Origin of the sequence: Streptomyces sp. 2114.4 (assembly GCF_900187385.1) — a bacterium.
GTDB lineage: Bacteria > Actinomycetota > Actinomycetes > Streptomycetales > Streptomycetaceae > Streptomyces > Streptomyces mooreae.
Genome location: NZ_FYEY01000001.1, coordinates 6,948,291 through 6,968,807 on the forward strand (window position 1 = coordinate 6,948,291; position 20,517 = coordinate 6,968,807).

Consider the following 20,517-nt stretch of genomic DNA (forward strand, 5'->3'; position numbering starts at 1 on the left):
TGGGGTTTATCTCAAGGCGAAATCACCCTTACGGGCTAATGTCGCCCAGGGGAGGGGGGCGGGTGCGGTGTGGCTCGCGGTGCTCTGCCTGTGACGGCTGCCCGTGGCGGTCCGTCTGCCGTGCGCGGCATGCGGTGGTCCGCCTCTGGTGCGTACACCCCTGCCTGAGGGCAACTCGCCCGCGCGCAAGCCTCGTTCGATGTCGACCCGGCCCGGCCCTGTCGACCCGGCCCTGCCAGGCGCGCCCATGCGGCAGGACGCCGAAGGGCCGCACCGGTCGGGCGCCCCCCTGGCGTCCGTCAGCCATTAAACCCGCCGTATCATGATTAATGACATGAATACGGTAGAAACATACGTAAAGCCCCCACCGGTCGGAGGTGTGCTCTGGTCGCTGGCCGGTGACGTCCGCATCCTGCTGACCCTGCCGGCCGCGCTGACCATGCAGGTCGCACACCCGGCGGTGGGTGCCGGAGTGGACGACCACTCCGTGTTCCGTACGGACCCATGGGGGCGCGGGGAGCGGTCGCTGACCTCATTGCAGCTGTGGGTGTACGGAGGTGAGGGCGCGGCCGCGGAGGGGCGCCGGCTGCGGCAGTTGCACAAGACCATTCAGGGGACCGACGCTCACGGCCGTAAGTACCACGCGCTCACTCCCGCGTACTACGCCTGGGTGCACGCCACCGGATTCCCGGTCTTCCGGAATGCGCAGCGCTATCTGGGGCGCCCCTTCGCCGAGGCGCAGGAGCGGCAGCTGTATGCGGAATGGCTCCAGGTGGGACGGATCCTGGGGATCCACGACCGTGATATGCCGCAGTCCATCGAGGAGTTCTGGCCGTACTACCAGAAGGTTCTCGACAACGAACTCGAAGAGACCGTGGTGGTACGGGAGTTGGTGGCGAGGGATCCGGTATTGCCGGTCCCGGACCGTGGTCCGCGGTGGCTGCGGGTGCTGCTCCGGCTGACCTGGCCGTGGCTGTGCCCGCGGTTCGCCCGCTTCCGCCGCTTCCTCACGATCGGCCTGATGCCGCCGGAGGCCCGGTGCGCCATCGGACTGGAATGGACGGACGCGCAGGAGCGCCGGCTGCGCCGCTTCGGGCGGGTCGTCCGCGCCGTGGTCCCGGTGCTTCCGGAGCGCCTGCGCTTCCTGCCGGTCGCACGCCGGGCCCGGCAGGCGGCGCGCGGGTAGGCGCAATGAAGCCGGCCGGAGCCGGGGGATCACCCCGGCTCCGGCCGGATCGCTGCCACGGGCGCCGCAGCGGGCGCCCGTGGCAGCGTCAGTGCCGGTGCACGTCGTGCGTGGCCGCGATCTGCTTCCACGACTTGGGCTCGGCGACCGGCGACTTCGCCGCGCCGAACGCCTGCTTGCCCGCGCCCACCGTGGGCTTGGACGGCTGGAACAGCCAGGTGTCGAAGAACCCGTCAAGCTTCTTTCCGGACTTCTTCTCGGCGAACTTCACGAAGTCGGCCACCGAGGCGTTGCCGTACCGGTGCTCCGTGGGCCAGGACTTGAGGAGCCCGAAGAAGACCTTGTCGCCGACCTTGTTGCGGAGCGCCTGGAGGGCCAGCGCGCCACGGTCGTAGACGGCGTCGTCGAACTGGTTCTCCGCGCCCGGGTTGCCCGGCTTGACCTTCCAGAACGGATCGTCGGCAGGGTGCTGGGCATAGACGTAGTCCGCGAGCTCCTGCGCGGTGCCCTCGCCCTGCTTCTCCGACCACAGCCACTGGCTGTACGCGGCGAAGCCCTCGTTGATCCAGATGTCCTTCCAGTCCTTGAGCGAGACGCTGTCGCCGTACCACTGGTGGGCCAGTTCGTGTACGACGACGGAGACGTTCGTCCCGCGGTCGAAGGCCTTCTCGCCGTAGAACGGGCGGGTCTGGGTCTCCAGGGCGTAATGGGCCGGAACGTTCGGCACATAGCCGCCCACCGCATTGAACGGGTAGGGGCCGAAGACGCTTTCCAGCCACTCGGTGGCCTCGGTGGTGCGCTCGATGCTGGCCCGTGCCGAGCCCGCGTTCGCACCGAGGTCCTTGCTGACCGCGTTGATGACCGGCAGACCGTTCGCGGTCGTGTCGGTGGTGATGTCGAACTTGCCGACGGCCAGCGTCGTCAGGTACGTCGCCTGCGGCTTGTCCGAGCGCCAGTTGTAGCGCGTCCAGCCCAGCTTGGAGGACTGCGAGGCCAGCACGCCGTTGCTCAGCGCCTGGGTGCCGTCCGGGACCGCCACCGAGATGTCGTACGTCGCCTTGTCGGTGGGGTGGTCATTGCTCGGGAACCACCACACGGCGGCGTCCGGCTCCTGGGCGATCACCGCGCCGTCGGGTGTACGGGCCCAGGCGCTGTAGTTGTCGATCTTCAGCTCGGAGGGCTTGCCCGCATAGCGCACCACGACGCTGATCTGCTTGCCCTTCTCCAGCGGTGTGGCCGGGGTGACCTCCAGCTCGTGCTTGCCGGACGTGGCGAAGGAGGCCTTCTTGCCGTTGACCCGGATCTCACTGACCTTGAGGCCGAAGTCCAGGTTGAAGCGCGAGAGGTCCTGGGTGGTCTTGGCGAGCAGCGTCGCCGTGCCCTCCAGCAGGTCCGTCTTGGGCTGGTACTTGAGTCGCAGGTCGTAGTGGGAAACGTCGTAGCCGCCGTTTCCGCTCTCGGGGTAGTAGCTGTCGCCCACGCCCGGAGCGCCCGGGGTGAAGCCGGCCGCGGAGGCCGGGATCGCCAGCAGCAGACTGAGTGCGGCGGCACCCGGGACCAGGAGTCTGTGACGCACGAGTCCTCCAACTCGTAGGGGGATGGCTCTCGTCAGACCCTATGCACGGGGGAGGGGCGGCGTCATGTACATGGCCTTATCTGACACATGACCGACATGAACCCCCTCCGCAGGCCCCGTTGGCCGCCGGCCGGCCGCAGCGGCCAGACGGGGTTCCGGTACGCGCCGCCCCCGGCCACGTCCTCCGGCGCCGCTTCCTCCGCGACGGCCGTGGCAGCCGGGGTTGCGGGACAGGCTCTTACGCGCGGGAGTTGAGCCGCGCTACCGTCCGCCCGTGACGAATCCCGCGCGGATCCTCCGCACCCCCTTCACCGTCCTCGTGGTGGCGGCCGTCGCCGCCCTGCTGTCCGCCCTGACCGGACCGGCCGCCGCAGAGGCGGCGCCCCGCGAGAGCAGACCCGTCTACTCCTACGACCACGCGATACGCGAATCGGTCTGGGTGGACACACGGCTCGACGGCGACGCGGACGGGAGGACCGACCGCGTCGCCGTCGACATCGTGCGGCCCGCCGAACCCGCACAACAGGGCCGCCGGATCCCCGTGATCATGGACGCCAGCCCGTACTACTCCTGCTGCGGACGAGGCAACGAGAGCCAGAAGAAGACCTACGACGACCACGGCCGACCGGTCCAGTTCCCGCTCTACTACGACAACTACTTCGTGCCGCGCGGCTATGCGACCGTCCTCGTCGATCTCGCGGGCACCAACCGCTCGGACGGCTGCACCGATGTCGGCGGCCGCTCCGACGTCGGGTCGGCCAAGGCCGTGATCGACTGGCTCGGCGGCAGAGGCCGCGCCTATACCGCCCGTACGGGAGGCTCCCCCGTCACCGCCGACTGGTCCAACGGCAGCACCGGCATGATCGGCAAGAGCTGGGACGCCACCATCGCCAACGGCGTCGCGGCCACCGGCGTCAAGGGGCTGAAGACCATCGTCCCGATCGCCGGCATCTCCTCCTGGTACGACTACTACTTCGCCCAGGGCGCCCCGCTCTACGACTCCGGCCCCGACGCCCTCGCGGAACTGGTCAACAGCCCCGGCGCGCACCAGCGCTGCGCCGCGATGCAGAAGAAACTCGCCGACGGTGCGCCGCGCAGCGGCGACTGGACCGGTCTGTGGACCGAACGCGACTATGTGCGCCGCGCGAGCAAGGTCCGGGCCAGCGTCTTCATGGTGCACGGCATGCAGGACCTCAACGTCCGCACCCGGCACGCCGGGCAGTGGTGGGACGCGCTCGCCCGGCACGGCGTCGAGCGCAAGATCTGGCTCTCCCAGACGGGGCATGTCGACCCCTTCGACTTCCGCCGCGGCGAGTGGGTCACGACCCTGCACCACTGGTTCGACCACTATCTGATGGGCTACGACAACGGCATCGACCGGGCCCCGATGGCCGATATCGAGCGTTCTCCCGGCACCTGGTCCACCGACCCGCAGTGGCCCGCCCCCGGCACCCGGACCACCACCTTGCGGCCGCGCGGCGGCAGCGCACCCGGCGTCGGCGTACTGGGCACCACCAAGGCGCCGCACGGCGCGAGTGCGGCCTTCACCGACGACCCGAAGCTGAGCGAGGCCGACTGGGCGGCCCGGATCGACGAACCGACGCCCGCCAAGGCCGGATTCAGTACCGCACCGCTACGCGCACCCCTGCGGCTGTCCGGCTCCGGCAAGGTGACGGTGACCGCCATCCCGAGCACCACGACCGCCCACGTCTCCGCCGTCCTGGTGGACCTCGGCCCCGACACCATCCGCAACTACGCGGCGGACGGCGAGGGCATCACCACCCTCGGCACGCGCACCTGCTGGGGCGCCGGCACCCCGGACGACACCGGTTGCTTCAAGGAGACCGCCGCCGACACCCGGAAGGTCGGATACACCGTCTTCAGCCGTGGCTGGGCCGACCTCGGCACCTACGCCGACCCCCACAAGGGCCGCCCGCTCACCCCGGGCAAGCGCTACACCCTCACCCTGGACCTGGCCGCGAGCGATCACCTCGTGCCCACCGGACACCGGCTTGCGCTCATCGTGGCCGGAACCGACGCCGGCCTGATCGACCCGCCCGCGTCCACCCCGAAGCTCACCCTCGACCTCTCCCGCACCGTTGCCCAACTGCCGCTGACCGGCGGCGCCCCGGCCTTCGCACGGGCCACCACGGGCGCGCCCCGGCACCCGGCAGCCGCCGCACCGCCGGCCGGGATCGCCCCGCCGCGCGCGATCAGCCGGATGCCGGCCGGCGGATGACCGCCCGGGGCCGCCCACCGCGGGCGGCCCCGCCCCGGCCCGCACGTCACCGCACGTCACCCCCACCGCCCACCCAAGGGAGGCACCTCCGTGAGGTCCCGTATCTGCCGCCTCGCCCTGGGGACGCTGGTCATCGGACTGACGGCCCCCCTCCTCGGCGCGACCCCGCCGGCCCCTCCCGCCGGCGGGGCCACAACCCCCACACCCCGTACGGGATTCGAAACCAGCCATGGTGCCCGCTGGACCAGCGAAGCCGAGGAGCAGACGTTCCTCACCACCGTCGACCGCGCCTCGGCGCGGGTGCGCGTCGACCGGATCGGCACCACGCGGCAGGGCCGCCCGATCCGGCTCGTCAGGATCGGCGCCCCGGCCCCCGAGCGCCCGGCGGACGTCCGCCGCGGCAACTCCGTCCTGTTGGTGTGCTCCCAGCACGGTGACGAACCCGCCGGGCGCGAGGCGTGTCTGACCACCGTCCGCACCCTCGCCTACAGCAAGGCCCCGGCCGTCCGGCGGCTCCTGGAGCACACCAGCGTGCTGGTCCTCCCGACCGCCAACCCCGACGGCCGGGCCGCGGACACCCGGGGCAACTCCGATGGCGTGGACATCAACCGCGACCACTTGGCCCTGCACACCGCCGAGTCCCGCGCGACGGCCACCGTCCTCCGCGACTACCGCCCCGACACCCTCCTCGACCTGCACGAATACGGCCCCACCGCGCCGTATTACCAAAAGGACCTGCTGTCCCTGTGGCCCCGCAACCTCAACACCGCCGACGGGGTGCACCGCGAGGCCACCGCGCTCTCCCGGGACTTCGTCGAACCCGCCGTCCGCCGCGCCGGATTCTCCACCGGCGTCTACGGCATCTGGACCGACCCGGAGACCGGCGACCCGGTCAAGCAGGTCGCGGGCGACGGCCAGGAACGGATTCTGCGCAACGCCACCGGCGTGAAGGGCTCGGTCGGACTGCTCGTCGAGACCCGGGTCGACGCCCTCACCGCCGCCGAGAAGGCTGACCCCGTGTTCAACAACCGGCGCCGGGTGGACTCCCAACTGGCCGCGCTGAAGGCCGCGTTCACCTTCGCCGTCCGGCACCGCCCGCGCATCGAGGCGGCCACCACCGCCGCCCGCCTCGCCGGTTACGCCGACCACGGCCCGGTCTACCTCGGCGGTGCGGACAACGAACTCCCCGGGGCCGACGAGATCCTGGCCGCCCCGCCCTGCGCCTACCGTCTGGACGCGGAACGGTTCGCGCAGGTCAAGGACGTACTGGCGCTGCACGGAGTCCTCTGGAAGCGGGCCGGCGACGGCGCCGTGGTACCGCTGCGCCAGTCGCTGCGCACGCTCGTCCCGCTGCTGTTGGACCAACGGGCCGGTTATCACCTTACGGTCGCGAAGCCCATGAACGTCTGCCCTCGTGTGGTAGGGGGTAACGGGTAAGGAAAATATGGCCCATTGAAGTACATGGAAAGGTTGACGTGTCGGACACAGTCAAAGGAGCCAGAGACGGGGGTGCCACCCCTTCCCTCGCGGATCTTCCCGAAGACCCGCGGCGGACCGGGCCCCCGCAGACCGACCGTGTGGTCTTCGGTGTGACCGCGCTGCTCACCCTCGCCTTCATCGCCTGGGGAGCGACCTCCACCGAATCCCTCAAGAACGCCTCGACATCCATGCTGAACTGGGTGATCGACAACGGCGGCTGGGCGTTCGTGCTCTCCGCCTCCGGCTTTGTGATCTTCGCGATCTGGCTCGCCGTGAGCAAGTACGGCCGGATCACCCTCGGCAAGGAGGGCGAGGACCCCGAGTTCCGGACCGTGTCCTGGATCGCGATGATGTTCAGTGCGGGCATGGGCATCGGCCTGATGTTCTACGGCGTCAGCGAGCCACTGGGGCACTTCACCAAACCCCCGCCGGGAACCGACCCCAAGGACGCCGCCCAGGCGATGGACACCGCGATGGCGACCACGATGTTCCACTGGACGCTGCACCCGTGGGCCATCTACGCGGTCGTGGGGCTGGCCATCGCTTACAGTTGCTTCCGGCGGGGGAGGCGGCAGACGATAAGCGCGGTGTTCACCCCACTGATCGGGACCCGGCGGGCGAACGGCTGGGGCGGTCAGGTCATCGACATCCTGGCCATCTTCGCCACCCTCTTCGGCTCCGCGGCCTCGCTCGGGCTCGGCGCGCTGCAGATCGGCAGCGGCATCAAGGTGCTCGGCTGGATGGACAGCGTCAGCACCAGCCTGCTGGTCGTCATCATCACCGTGCTGACCATCGCCTTCATTCTGTCCGCGGTCTCCGGCATCGCCAAGGGCGTCCAGATGCTGTCCAACATCAATATGGTGCTGGCGGTGATCCTGGCGGTCTTCGTGTTCGTGGTCGGCCCGACCATCCTCATCCTCAACCTGGTGCCGACCTCCCTCGGCTCGTTCATCGGCGAGCTGCCGCAACTGGCGGGCCGTACGGAGGCCAGCAGCGGCGCCGACGTGGGCAGCTGGCTGCGCAGCTGGACGGTCTTCTACTGGGCGTGGTGGATCTCCTGGACGCCCTTCGTCGGGATGTTCATCGCCCGGATCAGCCGGGGCCGGACGATCCGCCAGTTCATCGGCGGCGTCATCCTCGTTCCGAGCGTGGTCAGCCTGGCGTGGTTCGCGGTCTTCGGCGGCTCGGCGATGAAGCTCCAGGCCGACAAGAAGCTCAGCGGGTCGAGCACCCCCGAAGGCCACCTCTTCGACGTGCTGCACCAGTATCCGCTCGCCACGGTCATGAGCATCCTGGTCATGGTCCTGGTAGGCATCTTCTTCGTCTCCGGCGCCGATGCCGCCTCCATCGTCATGGGCACCCTGTCGCAGAAGGGCACCTTCGAGCCGACCCGGCTCGTGGTGGTCTTCTGGGGGTGGTGACCGGCGCGGTCGCCGCGATCATGCTGCTGATCGGCGGCGGCTCGGGCGACGCCCTGACCGGACTGCAGAATCTGACGATCCTGGTCGCGGTGCCGTTCATGGTCGTGATGATCGCCATGTGCTGGGCGCTGATGCGCGATCTGCGCAGCGATCCGCTGATCGTGCGCGGCCAGAAGGGCGAGGAGGCCGTCGAGATGGCCGTGATCGCGGGCCATGAGCAGTACGACGGCGACTTCGAGTTCCGGATCGGGCCGGGCGGCAACGGGAACGGTGAGGACCGTGGGGACGCCGAGGACCGCGGGAACACCGACTGCGCCGGGGCCCGGAGCGGCGAACCCTCCCGGAGCACGACTCCTTGACGAACTGTTCACCTGACGGACGCGTCCCTCCGGGAATGCGCACCGAGGTGCCGTAGGCGCAGGTGAGGGGCCTGCCGGAGCCACCTCCGGCAGGCCCCTCCGGCCGTCCGGGGCCCCGCCGCGGCCCGTGACCCCGCCGTCGGCCGGTGCGGGTCCGGGGGTGTGCCGAGCGGATTTGCCCCGGGCCGGGGGCGGTATGTCACAGTGGGCCGTCCCGGTCGGCCGGGCGCGCGCGTGCGCAGCCGCTGCCGGGCTCCCCCCTGTACCCAGATGGACGGTCTCCGGTCGCGCATGGGCGTGTCCGGGCCGTTCGCCTCCCTTAACTTCCTCAGAGAGCGATGCAGGCAACGACTCTTCTCCCCCGGACCACAGACCTGTTCGACCAGGGCCTGGAGCGGCAAACCGGCGGCGCGCTGCTGCGCTTCGGCGCGGCACGGCGCCGTCCGGCCGGCCGCATCAGCTGGTCGGGCCAGGGCGCCGCCGCCTGGCTCGACGACGCCCGCGGGCATCTGTGGTGCGTCGGCGAACCGGATCCGGCCGCCGGGCTGGTGCTGCGTGCCGCGCAGGGCCTGCCCGAGCGGGTGCGGGAGTTCACCGGGCCGCGCGGCACCGCCGGCCAGGTCAGGCGACATCTGCCGGTGACCGACGTCGTGGAGTGGATCTTCCGTTGGACGCTGGAGGAACCGCCCGTACACCCGGCGGAGGAGCGGGTGGTCACCCTTGACGCCTCGCACCACGGGGAACTGCTCGGCTTCCTCAACGAGCACAGCCCGGCCCACTCCACCGGCCCCGGCTCCAGTGACGTGACCCTGTGGGTGGGGATCCGCGGCACGGACGGGCAGCTGGTGGCCTGCGGCGCCCTGAGCAGTCTGCGGGACAGCGGGGCTCCGCTGATGGCGTCCGTCGCCACGGACGCCCGCCAGCGCGGTCAGGGACTCGGCGCGGCCCTGACCTCGTGGCTGACCCGGTACGCCGTACGCCGCCACGGCTTCTGCACGCTGTGGCAGCTCGCGGACAACGCTCCCGCCGAACGGCTCTACGACCGCCTCGGCTACCGCAACGAGGACCCCTGCGTGTCGGCGCGGATCGCCACCGGCTGACCGGCGGCGCCGTCCCGGCCGGCCTCGTGCCGAGCGGTGGCGGCCGGACCCGGGACGCCGAAGGGGCCTGCGCACGGCCGGATGGCTGCGCACAGGCCCCTCGTACGTCCCGGAACGGGCTACTTCTTGAAGCCGTAGTCCATCAGCTTCTTGGCGTCCGCGGTGCGGTTGACCACCGAGGAGGAGGCCAGGACCGTGCCGATGACCGTCTTGCCACCCCGGGTGGCGGCGAAGACCAGGCAGTACTTGGCCTCCGGACCTGAGCCGGTCTTGACGCCGATGGTGCCCGAGTAGCTGCCGAGCAGGCCGTTGGTGTTCTCCCACGACATGTTGCGGTATCCACCGCTCTTCGTCGTGACCTTCTGCGTGGTCGACTTCGTCTTCACGACCGTACGGAAGGTGGAGTACTTCATCGCGCTGCTCGCCAGCTTGGTCAGGTCGCGCGGCGTCGAGTAGTTCGCGCCCTTCCCGATGCCGTCGAACGAATCGAAGTGCGTGTTCTTCAGGCCCAGGGACTTGGCGGTGGAGTTCATCTTGCCGATGAACGACTTCACGCGCGCGGCCCGGGTCGAGCCGCTGCCGAACTTGTCGGCCAGCGCGTATGCCGCGTCGCAGCCGGACGGGAGCATCAGCCCGTACAGCAGCTGGCGGACGGTGACCTTGTCGCCGACGATCAGCTTGGCCGAGGAGGCCCAGTTGTTGTCGACGATGTAGTCGCTGTACGCCTTCTGGACCGTGACCTTGGCGTCCAGGTCGAGGTTCGCCTGCGCCAGCACCACCCGAGCCGTCATGATCTTGGTGGTGGAGCCGGTGGACCTGCGGGTGTCAGCGGCCTTGGTGAAGAGGGACTTCCCCGTGCCGTTGTTCATCACGAAGCCGCCCTTGGCGACGATCGTGGGGGGCGTGGGCGTGGCGGCCTGTGCCGGAGCGGCGAGCGCCCCGGCGGTCAGGACGGCTCCCGCGGTGACAACCGCCGCGGATGCGCGACGCATGCCCCTTTTGCCGATTTTGCGGTTTTTCAAAATGTATACTCCAAATGCCCCTGAAGTGCGGCGATATGGAAATGCCGCTTGCTCATGAGACGCACGAGACCGGTGAAAGGATGTGCGCCCTTGGGCGGCAACTTCATCTCGTCCGGCGCCGATTCACAAGTCCCGGGTGCCCCGTCGGCCGTCCGGTGGACAGGCGTCACACGCCCGGCGCCGAGGCCGGGCGGGGCGTCGCCACCGTCAGCGGCCCCGTGGCCCGTCACCCTCCCGGAGGGCCCATACGCTCCGCAGCACCTCGTCCGCGCATCCCCACGACACGGTCACCCCCGCGCCCCCGTGCCCGTAGTTGTGGACGCACGGCGTGCCGTCGGGCAGCCGTTCCACCGCCAGCCGCACCGCCGGCCGGGCCGGACGCAGCCCGACCTTGTGCTCCCGTATCCGGGCCCTGGCCAGCTCGGGGAAGCGGCGCGTACAGCGCGCCACGATCGCCTCCGCCACCGCCGGATCGGGCTCCCGCGCCCACGCGTTCTCCCGCGCCGTCCCGCCCAGCACCACGCCGTACGGCTGCGGCAGCACATACGTCGTGTCCGCCGAACCCGCGTCGGCGGACACGTACCACTCCTCGATACCGGGGTTCTCCACGATCACCAGCTGCCCCTGGACCGGATGGACGTCCGGATCGGGTACGAGCTCACGCGCGCCCAGCCCCGAGCAGTTCACCACCACGTCGGCGGTCCGGCCGGCCGCGGTCAGTGAGGTGATCTCACGCCGTTCCACGCTGCCGCCCGCGGCCGTCAACCGCCGTTCCAGGTAGCGGAGATGGGCCGGCATGTCGACCAGGGGGGTACGGGCCCGCCACCCGGCCGCATGCCCCTCGGGGAGCTCCTGTGCGCTCGCCCGCCGCAATCCGGGCACCGCGGCGTACCAGGCGGCCAGATCGTCGTCGGAACGGTCGCCGGGGTGCGCGTCCCGCCCACCGCCCGTCGCGTCCGTCATCGTGCCCGTCACCATCCGGGCGCCCGTCTCCTCCGGCCGCCGGGCGAGCGTGGTGAGCACGTGGAAGGACCGCACGGACCACTCGACCGCCCGCTCGTAGGGCCGGATGCGGTACGGCCAGCACAGCCCGCCGGCCACCGCCGAGGTCGTGGCGCCCGCGGCGTCCCGGCTCACCACCCGCACCCGGTGCCCGTCCTCCGCCAGCGCGATCGCCGAGGTCAGGCCGATCACGCCGCCGCCGATCACCGCTACGTCCATGCCACCTGTGTTGATCGCCATGGCGGGACGGTAACGGGTGGGGCGGGCCCTGACGAGGGTGGGGGAGGCAAGACCGGACGGCCGGGGACCGCGGGGGGGCGCCGCCTTCCTGCCGTGCGCTCGTGATCTTGTGGTAACCCCGCGGCGGTGGTCCGGACAAGCCCGGACCTTAGGGTGGTAGCAGCACCGTTGGCCGATGTCGCCCCTCGGATTCCGCTCTTTCCGTCCGTACGCCGTCGTCTGAGGAGGCTCATGCTCCGCGCGCAGCGCGCCGTGCCCGCCTGGCTGGCCCACCCGTTCCGCTGGCAGCGGCTGCCCGTGCCCTGGGCCGCCGTCGCCCGCGGTGCGCTGTGCGCGGGGCCGCTGCTGGGTGCCGGCATCGCCACCGGCCACCCGGCCCCCGGCGTACTGAGCGCTCTCGGCTCCATGCTGGCGGGGGTCAACGACCGTCCCGGCACTCGGCGCACCGGCATGGTCCACATCGGTCTGCCCGCCCTCGCCTCGGCGTTCGGCATGCTGATCGGTGCCTCGCTGCAGACGGCCGGTGCGGGCTGGTGGATCGTTTTGGCGCTGTTCGCCGTCGGTTTCGTCTCCGGCGCGGGCAGCGTCGCCGGGCCGGTGCGCTCCAACGCCGGTATGCAGATGCTGGCGACCACCGTCCTGGGCGCCGGGATGCCGCTGCCCGGGACGCCCTGGGCGAAGGCCCTCTTCGTCCTCGCCGGCTGCCTGTGGCTGCTCCTGCTGCGGCTCGTCCTGCGCTCGCCCCGTCCCGCGGGCGGTGCGCTCAGCGGCGAGCGGGCGGCGGTCGCCACGGTCTTCGACGCGCTCGCCGATGCCCTGGGCGCGGCCGGCGGGACCGGAGCCGAGCCCGCCAGGCGCCGCCTCACCGCCGCCCTGGACCGCGCCGACGAGGCCCTGCGGCTGCGCCGGCTCACCAGCAGGCTGCTGCGGCGCCCCGCCCGTACCGAAGAGCTCCTGCTCACCGAGCGGTTCGCCGCGGCGACCGCGCTGTGCGAGGCCAGCGTGGCACTGCTGTGGGAGGCCCGGCCGCTGCCGTCCCGGGTGGCACTAAGTCCCCGGAAGTTCGCCGAGGCCCTGCGCACCGGAGGGTCCCCGGGCCGGCTGTCCGCCCCGGAGACCAGCACGGCCGCACGCGGCGCCTTCGACCAGGCGCTGCTGGACGCGGCGGTCGCGTTCGCCCGCCAGGAGCCGCTGTCCCCGGCACCAAAACCGCCCGCACCGGCCCCCGTCGGCCGTCCCGCCTGGCTGACCGCGCCGACCGCCGTGGCCCGCGCGGCGGTGGCTGCCGCCGGCGGGCGGACCCGGCGCGGACGCAGCCTCTTCGGGCCCGCCGGGCGGGACTACGGCCTGCGGGTCGCCGTCTGCATCGCCGCGAGCGCCGCCGTGGCCCTGCTGCTGCGCCCCGAGCACTGGTACTGGCTCCCGGCGACCACCACCTTCCTCGTCAAACCCGACCTCGGCCCGCTCTTCTCCCGTACGGTCAACCGCTTCGCCGGGACCGTCGCCGGCGTGCTGCTCTTCGCCGGGGCGGGCCTGGTGCTGACCGGTTCGTGGTGGCCCGCGCTGGTGGCGGGCGCGGGCGGCGCGCTGCTGCCGTTCGCCACGCGCCACTTCGCGCTCCAGACCGTGGCGATCACCCTCATGGTGCTGTCGTTCGTCTACGCCAGCGGCTCTCAGGAAGCCGCGGCCGAACGGGTCGTCGACACCTCCATCGCCTGCGGCATCGTGCTCGTCGTCGGGCATCTGCCACGGCTCGCCGACCCGCGCCGCCGGGTCGGCCACCGTGTCACCTCCGCGCTGCACAGCACCGAGGAATTCCTCCGGCACGTCCTGGAGTCGGCACCGGGCACGGACCCCGCCCGGCGGCTGGCGCTGCGCCGTGCCGCCTACCGGTCGCTGGGGGAGGCCAGGGCCGCGGCGGAGACCGCCGCGGCCGAACTCCTCGCCGCCCGCGACCGCAACCCCGACTGGCTGACCGTGGTCACCGCGGCCGAACGCATCGTGGACGCCGCGACCGCCTGCGCGGTACGCCTGGACCACGGTGCCCGCCGCCCGAGCGTGGCCGAGGCCGAGCGGCTGTGCCAGGCGCTGTCGGCGATGGCCGACGCCCTGGAGGACCCGCGCCGCCGGCCGGCCGGCGAGCTGCCGGGCCCTGATCTGCTGCCGGTTCCGGACTGCGCCACGCTCACGGATGTGGTGGCGGAAGTGGAGCGCATCCGTGGCTATGCGGGGGCGCCCTGAACCGCGGTACCCCGCTGCCGGTTTCACCGGTGAACGCCGCCGCCCGTATACCTCGTTGCCGGTGAACGACGTGGTCGGTGAACGCCACGGCCCGTGAACGCCACGGCCCGTGAACGCCACGGCCCGTGAACGCCACGGCCCGTGAACGTCGTCGTCCGTGAACGCCGCCGTCAGGCCGGTCGAGGCTGCTGCAGCCCCTGGAGGAGCAGTTCGATCAGACGGCGGGGGTCGTAGTGGGGGTCGCTGTCGCGTCCGATGCAGAGGTTGCCGATGCCGCGCATCAGCTCGTACGGCTGGGTGCCGGGCCCGATCTCACCGGCGTCGACCGCGGCGTCGAGCAGTTGGGCGCAGACGGGCAGCAGGCGGTCGAGGAAATAGGTGTGCAGCGCGGCGAAGCGGTCGCTGTCGGACTGCAGGGCGTCGGCGAGCCCGTGCTTGGTGACCAGGAAATCGACGAAGAGGTCGATCCAGCGGCGCAGCGCGTCGAACGGGGAAGCGGCGCCGGCCAGCAGGGCCGGGCCGGCCTCGGCGCAGGCCTCGATCTGGTGGCGGTAGACCGCGGTGACGAGATCCGCCCGGGTCGGGAAGTGGCGGTAGATCGTGGCCATTCCGACGCCCGCCCTGGCGGCGATCTGCCGGATCGGCGCGTCGACACCGGAGGTGACGAACACGTCGGCGGCGGCGCTGAGCACCGTCTGCCGGTTGCGCTGGGCGTCGGCCCGCTTGCTGCGGGCCGGTGGCTCTCCGGCGGGGCCCTCGGTGGGCATCACGTTCTCCCTCGGTGCGTCTTGACAAAACGGAGCGCCGATCCGGATATTAAATGGAGCAGCGTTCCGTTTCAGCTTAGGGGGAGACACTCCCTGGCCGAAGCCGGACGCGCTCTACCGCCCTGTCCGCAGCCGGTCGCACGAGACCGGCGGGCGGCACGGGCTCACAGAAGGGGAACCCACACCTCGTGAACGCCTCCACCGACACCGACACCGCCACCGACCCCAGCGGCACCCCGGGCGCGCCCGTCCCGGTCCTGTCCTTCAGCCCGGTGGTGCTGTCCGTTCCCGGACGCCCCGTGGACATGCAGGTCCGCGTCTCCGCACCCGCGAGCGGAACGGGACTTCCCGTCATCCTGTTCTCGCACGGCCACGGACCCTCGAACCACCTCTCCTCGCTGAACGGCTACGCGCCGCTCGTCAACTTCTGGGCGGCACAGGGGTTCGTGGTCGTCCAGCCCACCCATCTCAGCTCAAGGACCCTGAGCCGCCTGCTCGCCGACGCCCCCGGAGCACCCTTCTTCTGGCGCTCGCGCGCCGAGGACATGACGCACCTCCTCGACCGGCTCGACGTGATCGAAAAGGCCGTGCCACTGCTCGCCGGGCGGATCGACCACACCAAGGTCGCGGTGGCCGGACACTCCTTCGGCGGCTTCACCGCCGGCCTCCTGCTCGGCGCCCGGGTCACCGACCCCGCCGACGGCGAGGAAGTGAGCCTCATCGAGCCCCGGATAAAGGCGGGCGTGCTGCTGGCCGCGCCCGGCCGGGGCGACGTGCTCAACGGGCCCATGGCGCAGGCGCTGCCCGTGCTGCGGACCACCGACTTCTCCACGATGACCACGCCCGCGCTGGTCGTCGCCGGCGACGAGGACGACTCCCCGCACTTCACGGACCGGGGGCCCGGCTGGCACGCCGACCCCTACACCCTGAGTCCCGGCCCCAAGTCCCTGCTCACCCTGTTCGGCGCGGGGCACGCCCTCGGCGGGATCCCGGGGTACGACGCCGCCGAGACCACGGATGAGAGCCCCGAGCGGGTCGCCGCCGTCGGGCGGCTCACCGCGGCCTACCTCCGCACCGCGCTCCACCCCGGCGACCGCACCTGGCAGGCCGCACGTGAGGCGTCGGCGAGCGGTCCTCGCCCCGTCGGACGGATCGAATCCAAGTAGGCCGGCAGGCCGTCCGCAGCACCTGCGCACCACAGCCGTACCGGCGGCAGCGGGCGCCCGTCCCGCTGCCGCCGGTCGCAGCCGTGGTCCGTCAGCGGCCGCCGCGCTCCGTGCCCAGGAGTCCGGCCCGCCGCAGGGCATCGGCCATCGCGTCGTTGGCCGGCCCGGCGTCGCGGCCGCCCCGGCGGTCGCCGCCGCGCTGCCCGCCGCCGCCCTGCCGCTGGCGCGGCGCACCGCTGCGGCCACCGCCCTCACGCGGTCCCCGGCCACCGCCGGAACCGCCCGAACCGCCCGAACCGCCCCGGCGCTCGCCGCCGCCGGTCGCCGGGGCGCCCTTGCCGTGCTCGTCGTCCAGCCGCAGCGTCAGCGAGATCCGCTTCCGTGGAATGTCGACATCGAGCACCTTGACCCGCACGATGTCGCCCGGCTTCACCACGTCCCGCGGGTCCTTGACGAAGGTCTTCGACATCGCCGAGACATGCACCAGACCGTCCTGGTGGACGCCCACGTCCACGAACGCCCCGAAGGCGGCGACATTGGTCACCACGCCCTCCAGGAGCATCCCCGGCTGCAGATCGCCGATCTTCTCCACGCCCTCCTTGAAGGTCGCCGTCTTGAAGACCGGACGGGGGTCACGGCCCGGCTTCTCCAGCTCCTGCAGGATGTCGCTCACCGTCGGCAGGCCGAAGGAATCATCGACGAAGTCCGCGGCCTTCAGCGTGCGCAGCACCGCCGTGTTGCCGATCAGCGAACCGACCTCGCTGCCCGCCGACTTCACCATCCGGCGCACCACCGGGTACGCCTCCGGGTGCACGCTGGAGGCGTCCAGCGGGTCGTCGCCGCCCCGGATCCGCAGGAAGCCCGCGCACTGCTCGTACGCCTTGGGGCCGAGCCGCGCCACGTCCTTGAGGGCCTTGCGGGAGCGGAACGGGCCGTTGCTGTCCCGGTGCGCCACGATGTTCTCGGCGAGCCCGGAGCCGATGCCCGACACCCGCGAAAGCAGCGGCGCCGAGGCGGTGTTGACGTCCACGCCGACGCCGTTCACGCAGTCCTCGACCACCGCGTCCAGCGAGCGCGACAGCTTCACCTCGGACAGGTCGTGCTGGTACTGCCCGACGCCGATCGACTTCGGGTCGATCTTGACCAGCTCGGCCAGCGGGTCCTGCAGCCGCCGGGCGATGGACACCGCGCCGCGCAGCGAGACGTCCAGGTCCGGCAGCTCCTGCGAGGCGAACGCGGAAGCGGAGTACACCGAGGCGCCGGCCTCGGAGACCATCACCTTCGTCAGCTTCAGCTCCGGCTGCGCGGCGATCAGATCGGCCGCCAGCTTGTCGGTCTCGCGGGAGGCGGTGCCGTTGCCGATCGCGATCAGCTCGACGTCGTGCTCGCGGGCCAGCTTCGCCAGCGTGGCCAGCGAGGCGTCCCACTTCTGCTGCGGCACATGGGGGTAGATGGTCTCCGTGGCGGCCACCTTGCCGGTCGCGTCCACCACGGCGACCTTCACACCGGTGCGGAAACCGGGGTCCAGGCCCATCGTGGCGCGCGTACCGGCGGGCGCCGCCAGCAGCAGATCGCGCAGGTTCGAGGCGAAGACCCGCACCGCCTCGTCCTCGGCGGCCTGTCGCAGCCGCAGCCGCAGATCGATCCCGAGGTGCACCTGCACCCGGGTGCGCCAGGCCCAACGGACCGTGTCCTGCAGCCACTTGTCGCCGGGCCGGCCCCGGTCGGCGATGCCGAAGCGGTGGGCGATGGACTGTTCGTAGGAGCTGGGACCCTCGGTGGCCGCCGACGGGTCCTCCGGCTCCAGGGCGAGATCGAGGATCTCCTCCTTCTCCCCGCGGAGCATCGCCAGCACACGGTGCGAGGGGAGTTCGGTGAACGGCTCGGCGAAGTCGAAGTAGTCGGCGAACTTCGCGCCCGCCTCCTCCTTGCCCTCACGCACCTTCGCCGCGACCCGCCCGCGCGACCACATCCGTTCGCGCAGCTCGCCGATCAGGTCCGCGTCCTCGCCGAACCGCTCGGTCAGGATGGCCCGCGCGCCCTCCAGGGCGGCGGCCGGATCGGCGACGCCCTTGCCCTCGTCCACGAACGCCGCGGCGGCCGCGGACGGCTCCACCGAAGGATCGGCGAGCAGCCCGTCGGCGAGCGGTTCCAGGCCCGCCTCCCGCGCGATCTGTGCCTTGGTGCGCCGCTTGGGCTTGAACGGGAGGTAGATGTCCTCCAGTCGCGCCTTGGACTCGGCGCCGCGGATCTGCGCCTCCAGGGCGGCGTCGAGCTTGCCCTGGGACCGTACGGACTCCAGGATCGCGGTCCGCCGCTCCTCCAGCTCCCGCAGATAGCGCAGCCGCTCCTCGAGCGAGCGCAGCTGCGCGTCGTCGAGCGTTTCGGTGGCTTCCTTGCGGTAGCGCGCGATGAACGGAACCGTCGAGCCGCCGTCGAGCAGTTCGACCGCGGCCTTCACCTGCCGCTCCTTGACGCCGAGCTCCCCGGCGATCCTCGCTTCGATGGACCCGAGGGTCCCGATGGGCTCAGTGGATGCCGTCACGTTGATCCTGACCCGCCTTCCAGCGCTTGCGTGAGCCTGCATTGTGCCGGTTGACGGCCCGGACTGTCGCACCGCCCGGCCGCCCGGGGGTGTCCGCGCCGCCCTCGCGCCCGCCCGCGGGCGGCCGCGAGGGCCGATGGCGCTACGCAGGCCTCACTTGCCGAACAGCGCGGCGGGGAACGCCCCGGCGTTCATGGCGGCGGTGGTGAAGCCGGTCGCCAGCTCGGTGAGCCGGGCCACTCCGTCGGCGCCCAGATGCTCGTACGGCGCCCGGTCCAGCCGGTCCGTCGTCCGCTCCAGGTCCTTGCGCAGCCGGACGCCGTCCTCGGTCAACTCGCCCTCGGCGTCCAGGAGGCCGCGGGCCCGCAGCCGCTCCTGCGCCGCCGCCCAGTCCTCCTCCGACCAGCCACGGGTCGCCATGACGCCCTTGTAACTCATCCCGCGGCCGCTGGCGGTGTGGGTGACCAGCGCTTCCAGCCCGTCCAGTTCGTTGTCGAGCAGCGCCAGCAGGTGGCCGTCGCCGCGGTGTTCGCGCAGCAGCGTCGCGGCGTGCCAGTAGGCCAGATGCGGGGCGCTGGGCACCGGCTGGTCGGCGTGCGCGGCGTACAGCGGCCGGGCCTGGCGGGTGCAGCCCTCGACGGCGCGCAGCGCCAGGTGCGCGGCCTCCGCCATCTCCGGCGACTCGACGGCCTCCGGGCCCAGGAGCCGGCGGAGCGTGGCGTCCACGGCGCGCAGCCGGGCGTCCAGCACGGCCTGCGGCGTGGTGACCGTCCAGACGTCCGGGACGTGCTCGGCGATGAGGTCGTGCTTGAAGTTGTAGAAGGTGGCCGTGATGGTGCCGGGGCCCACCGCGCCCATGGCCGCTGCGCGGCAGGCGAAGTAGGCGGCGCTGCGGTTCTCGATGCCGGCCTTGGCCATCTCCGCCGCGAGCTCCGGCGCGAAGTAGTGCGTGGAGTGGAACGGGTTGACGACGTTGTGGCAGGTACGGCCGGCCTGCTCGGGCAGTGCGCTGGAAGTGGTCATACGGGCAGGTTACCGACCCGTCGGTATGGAGGTGCGTGCAGGGCACCGGAGGGGAGCCACCGGGCGCTGCCGGCCCGTGCGATGGCAGAAAGGGTGGGAAATCCGTCATTGCCGCCTTCGCCCCCGCTGCCCAGGATGGAGGCATGGAACAGCGCGAGGTACTCGTCGTTCTCTTCGACGGTGTGCAGGCTCTCGACGTCTCCGGACCGGTCGAGGTCTTCCACGGAGCGGCCCAGGAAGCCCCGGGCGCCTACCGGATCCGTACCGCCGGCCTCGACGGCGCCCCGGTCCGCACCACCAGCGGGCTGACCCTGATCCCCGACACCACCCTCGGCGCCGCCGGGCCGCCGCACACCCTGCTGGTGCCCGGCGGCCAGGGCACCCGCACCCCCGACCCCCGGCTGATCGACTGGCTGCGCGGCAACGCCCACCGCGCCCGGCGGAAGGTCTCGGTGTGCAGCGGAGCGCTGCTGCTGGCCGAGGCCGGGCTGCTGGACGGCCGCCGCGCGACGACCCACTGGATGCTCTGCGACACCCTCGCCGAACGGTTCCCCGCGGTGCGCGTCGAACCCGAGCCGATCTACGTACGGGACGGCGATCTGGCCACCTCCGCGGGCGTGACGGCCGGTATCGACCTCGCGCTGGCCCTGGTGGAGGAAGATCTCGGCCGGGACCTCGCGCTGACCGTCGCCCGCCATCTGGTCGTGTTTCTGCGGCGGCCCGGCAACCAGACCCAGTTCAGCGCCCAGCTCGCCGCGCAGACCGCACAGCGCAGACCACTGCGCGACGTCCAGCAGTGGATCACCGAGAACCCGGCGGGGGACCTCTCCGTCGACGCCCTCGCCCAGCGCGCCCGCCTCTCCCCGCGGCACTTCGCCCGTGCCTTTCGCGACGAAGTGGGCATGACGCCGGGGCGCTATGTCGACCGGGTCAGGCTGGAGGCCGCGCGGCGGCACCTGGAGGACTCCGCCGACGGCATCGAGCAGGTGGCGCGGTGCTGTGGCTACGGCACCCCCGAGGCGATGCGCCGCGCCTTCCTGCGCGTCCTGGGCGCCTCTCCGGCCGAATACCGTCGCCGCTTCCGGACCGCCGGACCACCCGTCGCCGCTCCCTGACCCCGGCCGGCAGCAAGGGCTCCACCGGGCCGGGCA

The 20,517-nt window shown here is 72.0% G+C and carries 13 protein-coding genes and 1 pseudogene; 8 read left to right on the plus strand and 6 right to left on the minus strand.

The features are described 5' to 3' along the window. Positions 1-334: 334 nt before the first annotated feature. Positions 335-1,186 (plus strand): oxygenase MpaB family protein, encoded by an 852-nt coding sequence (locus CFW40_RS30690; protein WP_176956333.1) that lies wholly within the window; start codon positions 335-337, stop codon positions 1,184-1,186. Between the two features lie 88 nt (positions 1,187-1,274). Here CFW40_RS30690 and CFW40_RS30695 read toward each other — a convergent pair whose 3' ends face one another. Further along, positions 1,275-2,762, minus strand: a complete 1,488-nt coding sequence (locus tag CFW40_RS30695) for a M1 family metallopeptidase (RefSeq protein WP_088801038.1) — start codon at positions 2,760-2,762, stop codon at positions 1,275-1,277. A 274-nt stretch (positions 2,763-3,036) separates the two neighbouring features. On the opposite strand from CFW40_RS30695, the gene CFW40_RS30700 reads away from it, so the two are divergent. The 4 genes and pseudogenes from CFW40_RS30700 to CFW40_RS30715 all read left to right on the plus strand — a co-directional run bounded on the left by CFW40_RS30700 (position 3,037) and on the right by CFW40_RS30715 (position 9,360). Next, positions 3,037-5,001, plus strand: a complete 1,965-nt coding sequence (locus tag CFW40_RS30700) for a Xaa-Pro dipeptidyl-peptidase (protein ID WP_176956332.1) — start codon at positions 3,037-3,039, stop codon at positions 4,999-5,001. Positions 5,002-5,091: 90 nt separating this feature from the next. Beyond that, complete coding sequence (locus CFW40_RS30705) at positions 5,092-6,438, plus strand: M14 family metallocarboxypeptidase (protein ID WP_088801039.1); 1,347 nt, start codon at positions 5,092-5,094, stop codon at positions 6,436-6,438. A gap of 38 nt (positions 6,439-6,476) precedes the next feature. Further along, a pseudogene (locus tag CFW40_RS30710) lies at positions 6,477-8,260 on the plus strand (BCCT family transporter). Positions 8,261-8,598: 338 nt separating this feature from the next. Next, complete coding sequence (locus tag CFW40_RS30715) at positions 8,599-9,360, plus strand: GNAT family N-acetyltransferase (RefSeq protein ID WP_088801040.1); 762 nt, start codon at positions 8,599-8,601, stop codon at positions 9,358-9,360. 119 nt (positions 9,361-9,479) lie between these two features. Here CFW40_RS30715 and CFW40_RS30720 read toward each other — a convergent pair whose 3' ends face one another. Together CFW40_RS30720 and CFW40_RS30725 are read right to left on the minus strand one after the other, a co-directional pair. Continuing rightward, positions 9,480-10,352, minus strand: coding sequence for a D-alanyl-D-alanine carboxypeptidase family protein (locus CFW40_RS30720; RefSeq protein ID WP_088801041.1), 873 nt, complete (start codon positions 10,350-10,352; stop codon positions 9,480-9,482). 237 nt (positions 10,353-10,589) lie between these two features. Next, the gene (locus CFW40_RS30725; protein ID WP_256331197.1) at positions 10,590-11,624 is read right to left on the minus strand and encodes an FAD-dependent oxidoreductase; all 1,035 of its coding nucleotides are present in this window, start codon (positions 11,622-11,624) and stop codon (positions 10,590-10,592) included. 231 nt (positions 11,625-11,855) lie between these two features. On the opposite strand from CFW40_RS30725, the gene CFW40_RS30730 reads away from it, so the two are divergent. Next, complete coding sequence (locus CFW40_RS30730) at positions 11,856-13,865, plus strand: FUSC family protein (RefSeq protein ID WP_088801042.1); 2,010 nt, start codon at positions 11,856-11,858, stop codon at positions 13,863-13,865. A gap of 170 nt (positions 13,866-14,035) precedes the next feature. On the opposite strand, the gene CFW40_RS30735 is transcribed toward CFW40_RS30730, so the two are convergent. Beyond that, positions 14,036-14,632, minus strand: a complete 597-nt coding sequence (locus CFW40_RS30735; RefSeq protein ID WP_088801043.1) for a TetR/AcrR family transcriptional regulator — start codon at positions 14,630-14,632, stop codon at positions 14,036-14,038. A 188-nt stretch (positions 14,633-14,820) separates the two neighbouring features. On the opposite strand from CFW40_RS30735, the gene CFW40_RS30740 reads away from it, so the two are divergent. Further along, positions 14,821-15,798: an alpha/beta hydrolase family protein gene (locus CFW40_RS30740; RefSeq protein WP_371127248.1), complete on the plus strand. Its 978-nt coding sequence runs from the start codon at positions 14,821-14,823 to the stop codon at positions 15,796-15,798. Between the two features lie 91 nt (positions 15,799-15,889). Here the strand turns inward: CFW40_RS30740 and CFW40_RS30745 are convergent, their stop codons facing one another. Then, complete coding sequence (locus CFW40_RS30745; RefSeq protein WP_088801044.1) at positions 15,890-18,343, minus strand: Tex family protein; 2,454 nt, start codon at positions 18,341-18,343, stop codon at positions 15,890-15,892. A 153-nt stretch (positions 18,344-18,496) separates the two neighbouring features. Next, entirely contained in the window at positions 18,497-19,366 is an 870-nt protein-coding gene (locus CFW40_RS30750) for a hypothetical protein (protein WP_088801045.1), read from the minus strand. A 143-nt stretch (positions 19,367-19,509) separates the two neighbouring features. On the opposite strand from CFW40_RS30750, the gene CFW40_RS30755 reads away from it, so the two are divergent. Then, positions 19,510-20,481, plus strand: coding sequence for a GlxA family transcriptional regulator (locus tag CFW40_RS30755; protein ID WP_088801046.1), 972 nt, complete (start codon positions 19,510-19,512; stop codon positions 20,479-20,481). The last annotated feature ends 36 nt before the right edge of the window (positions 20,482-20,517 follow it).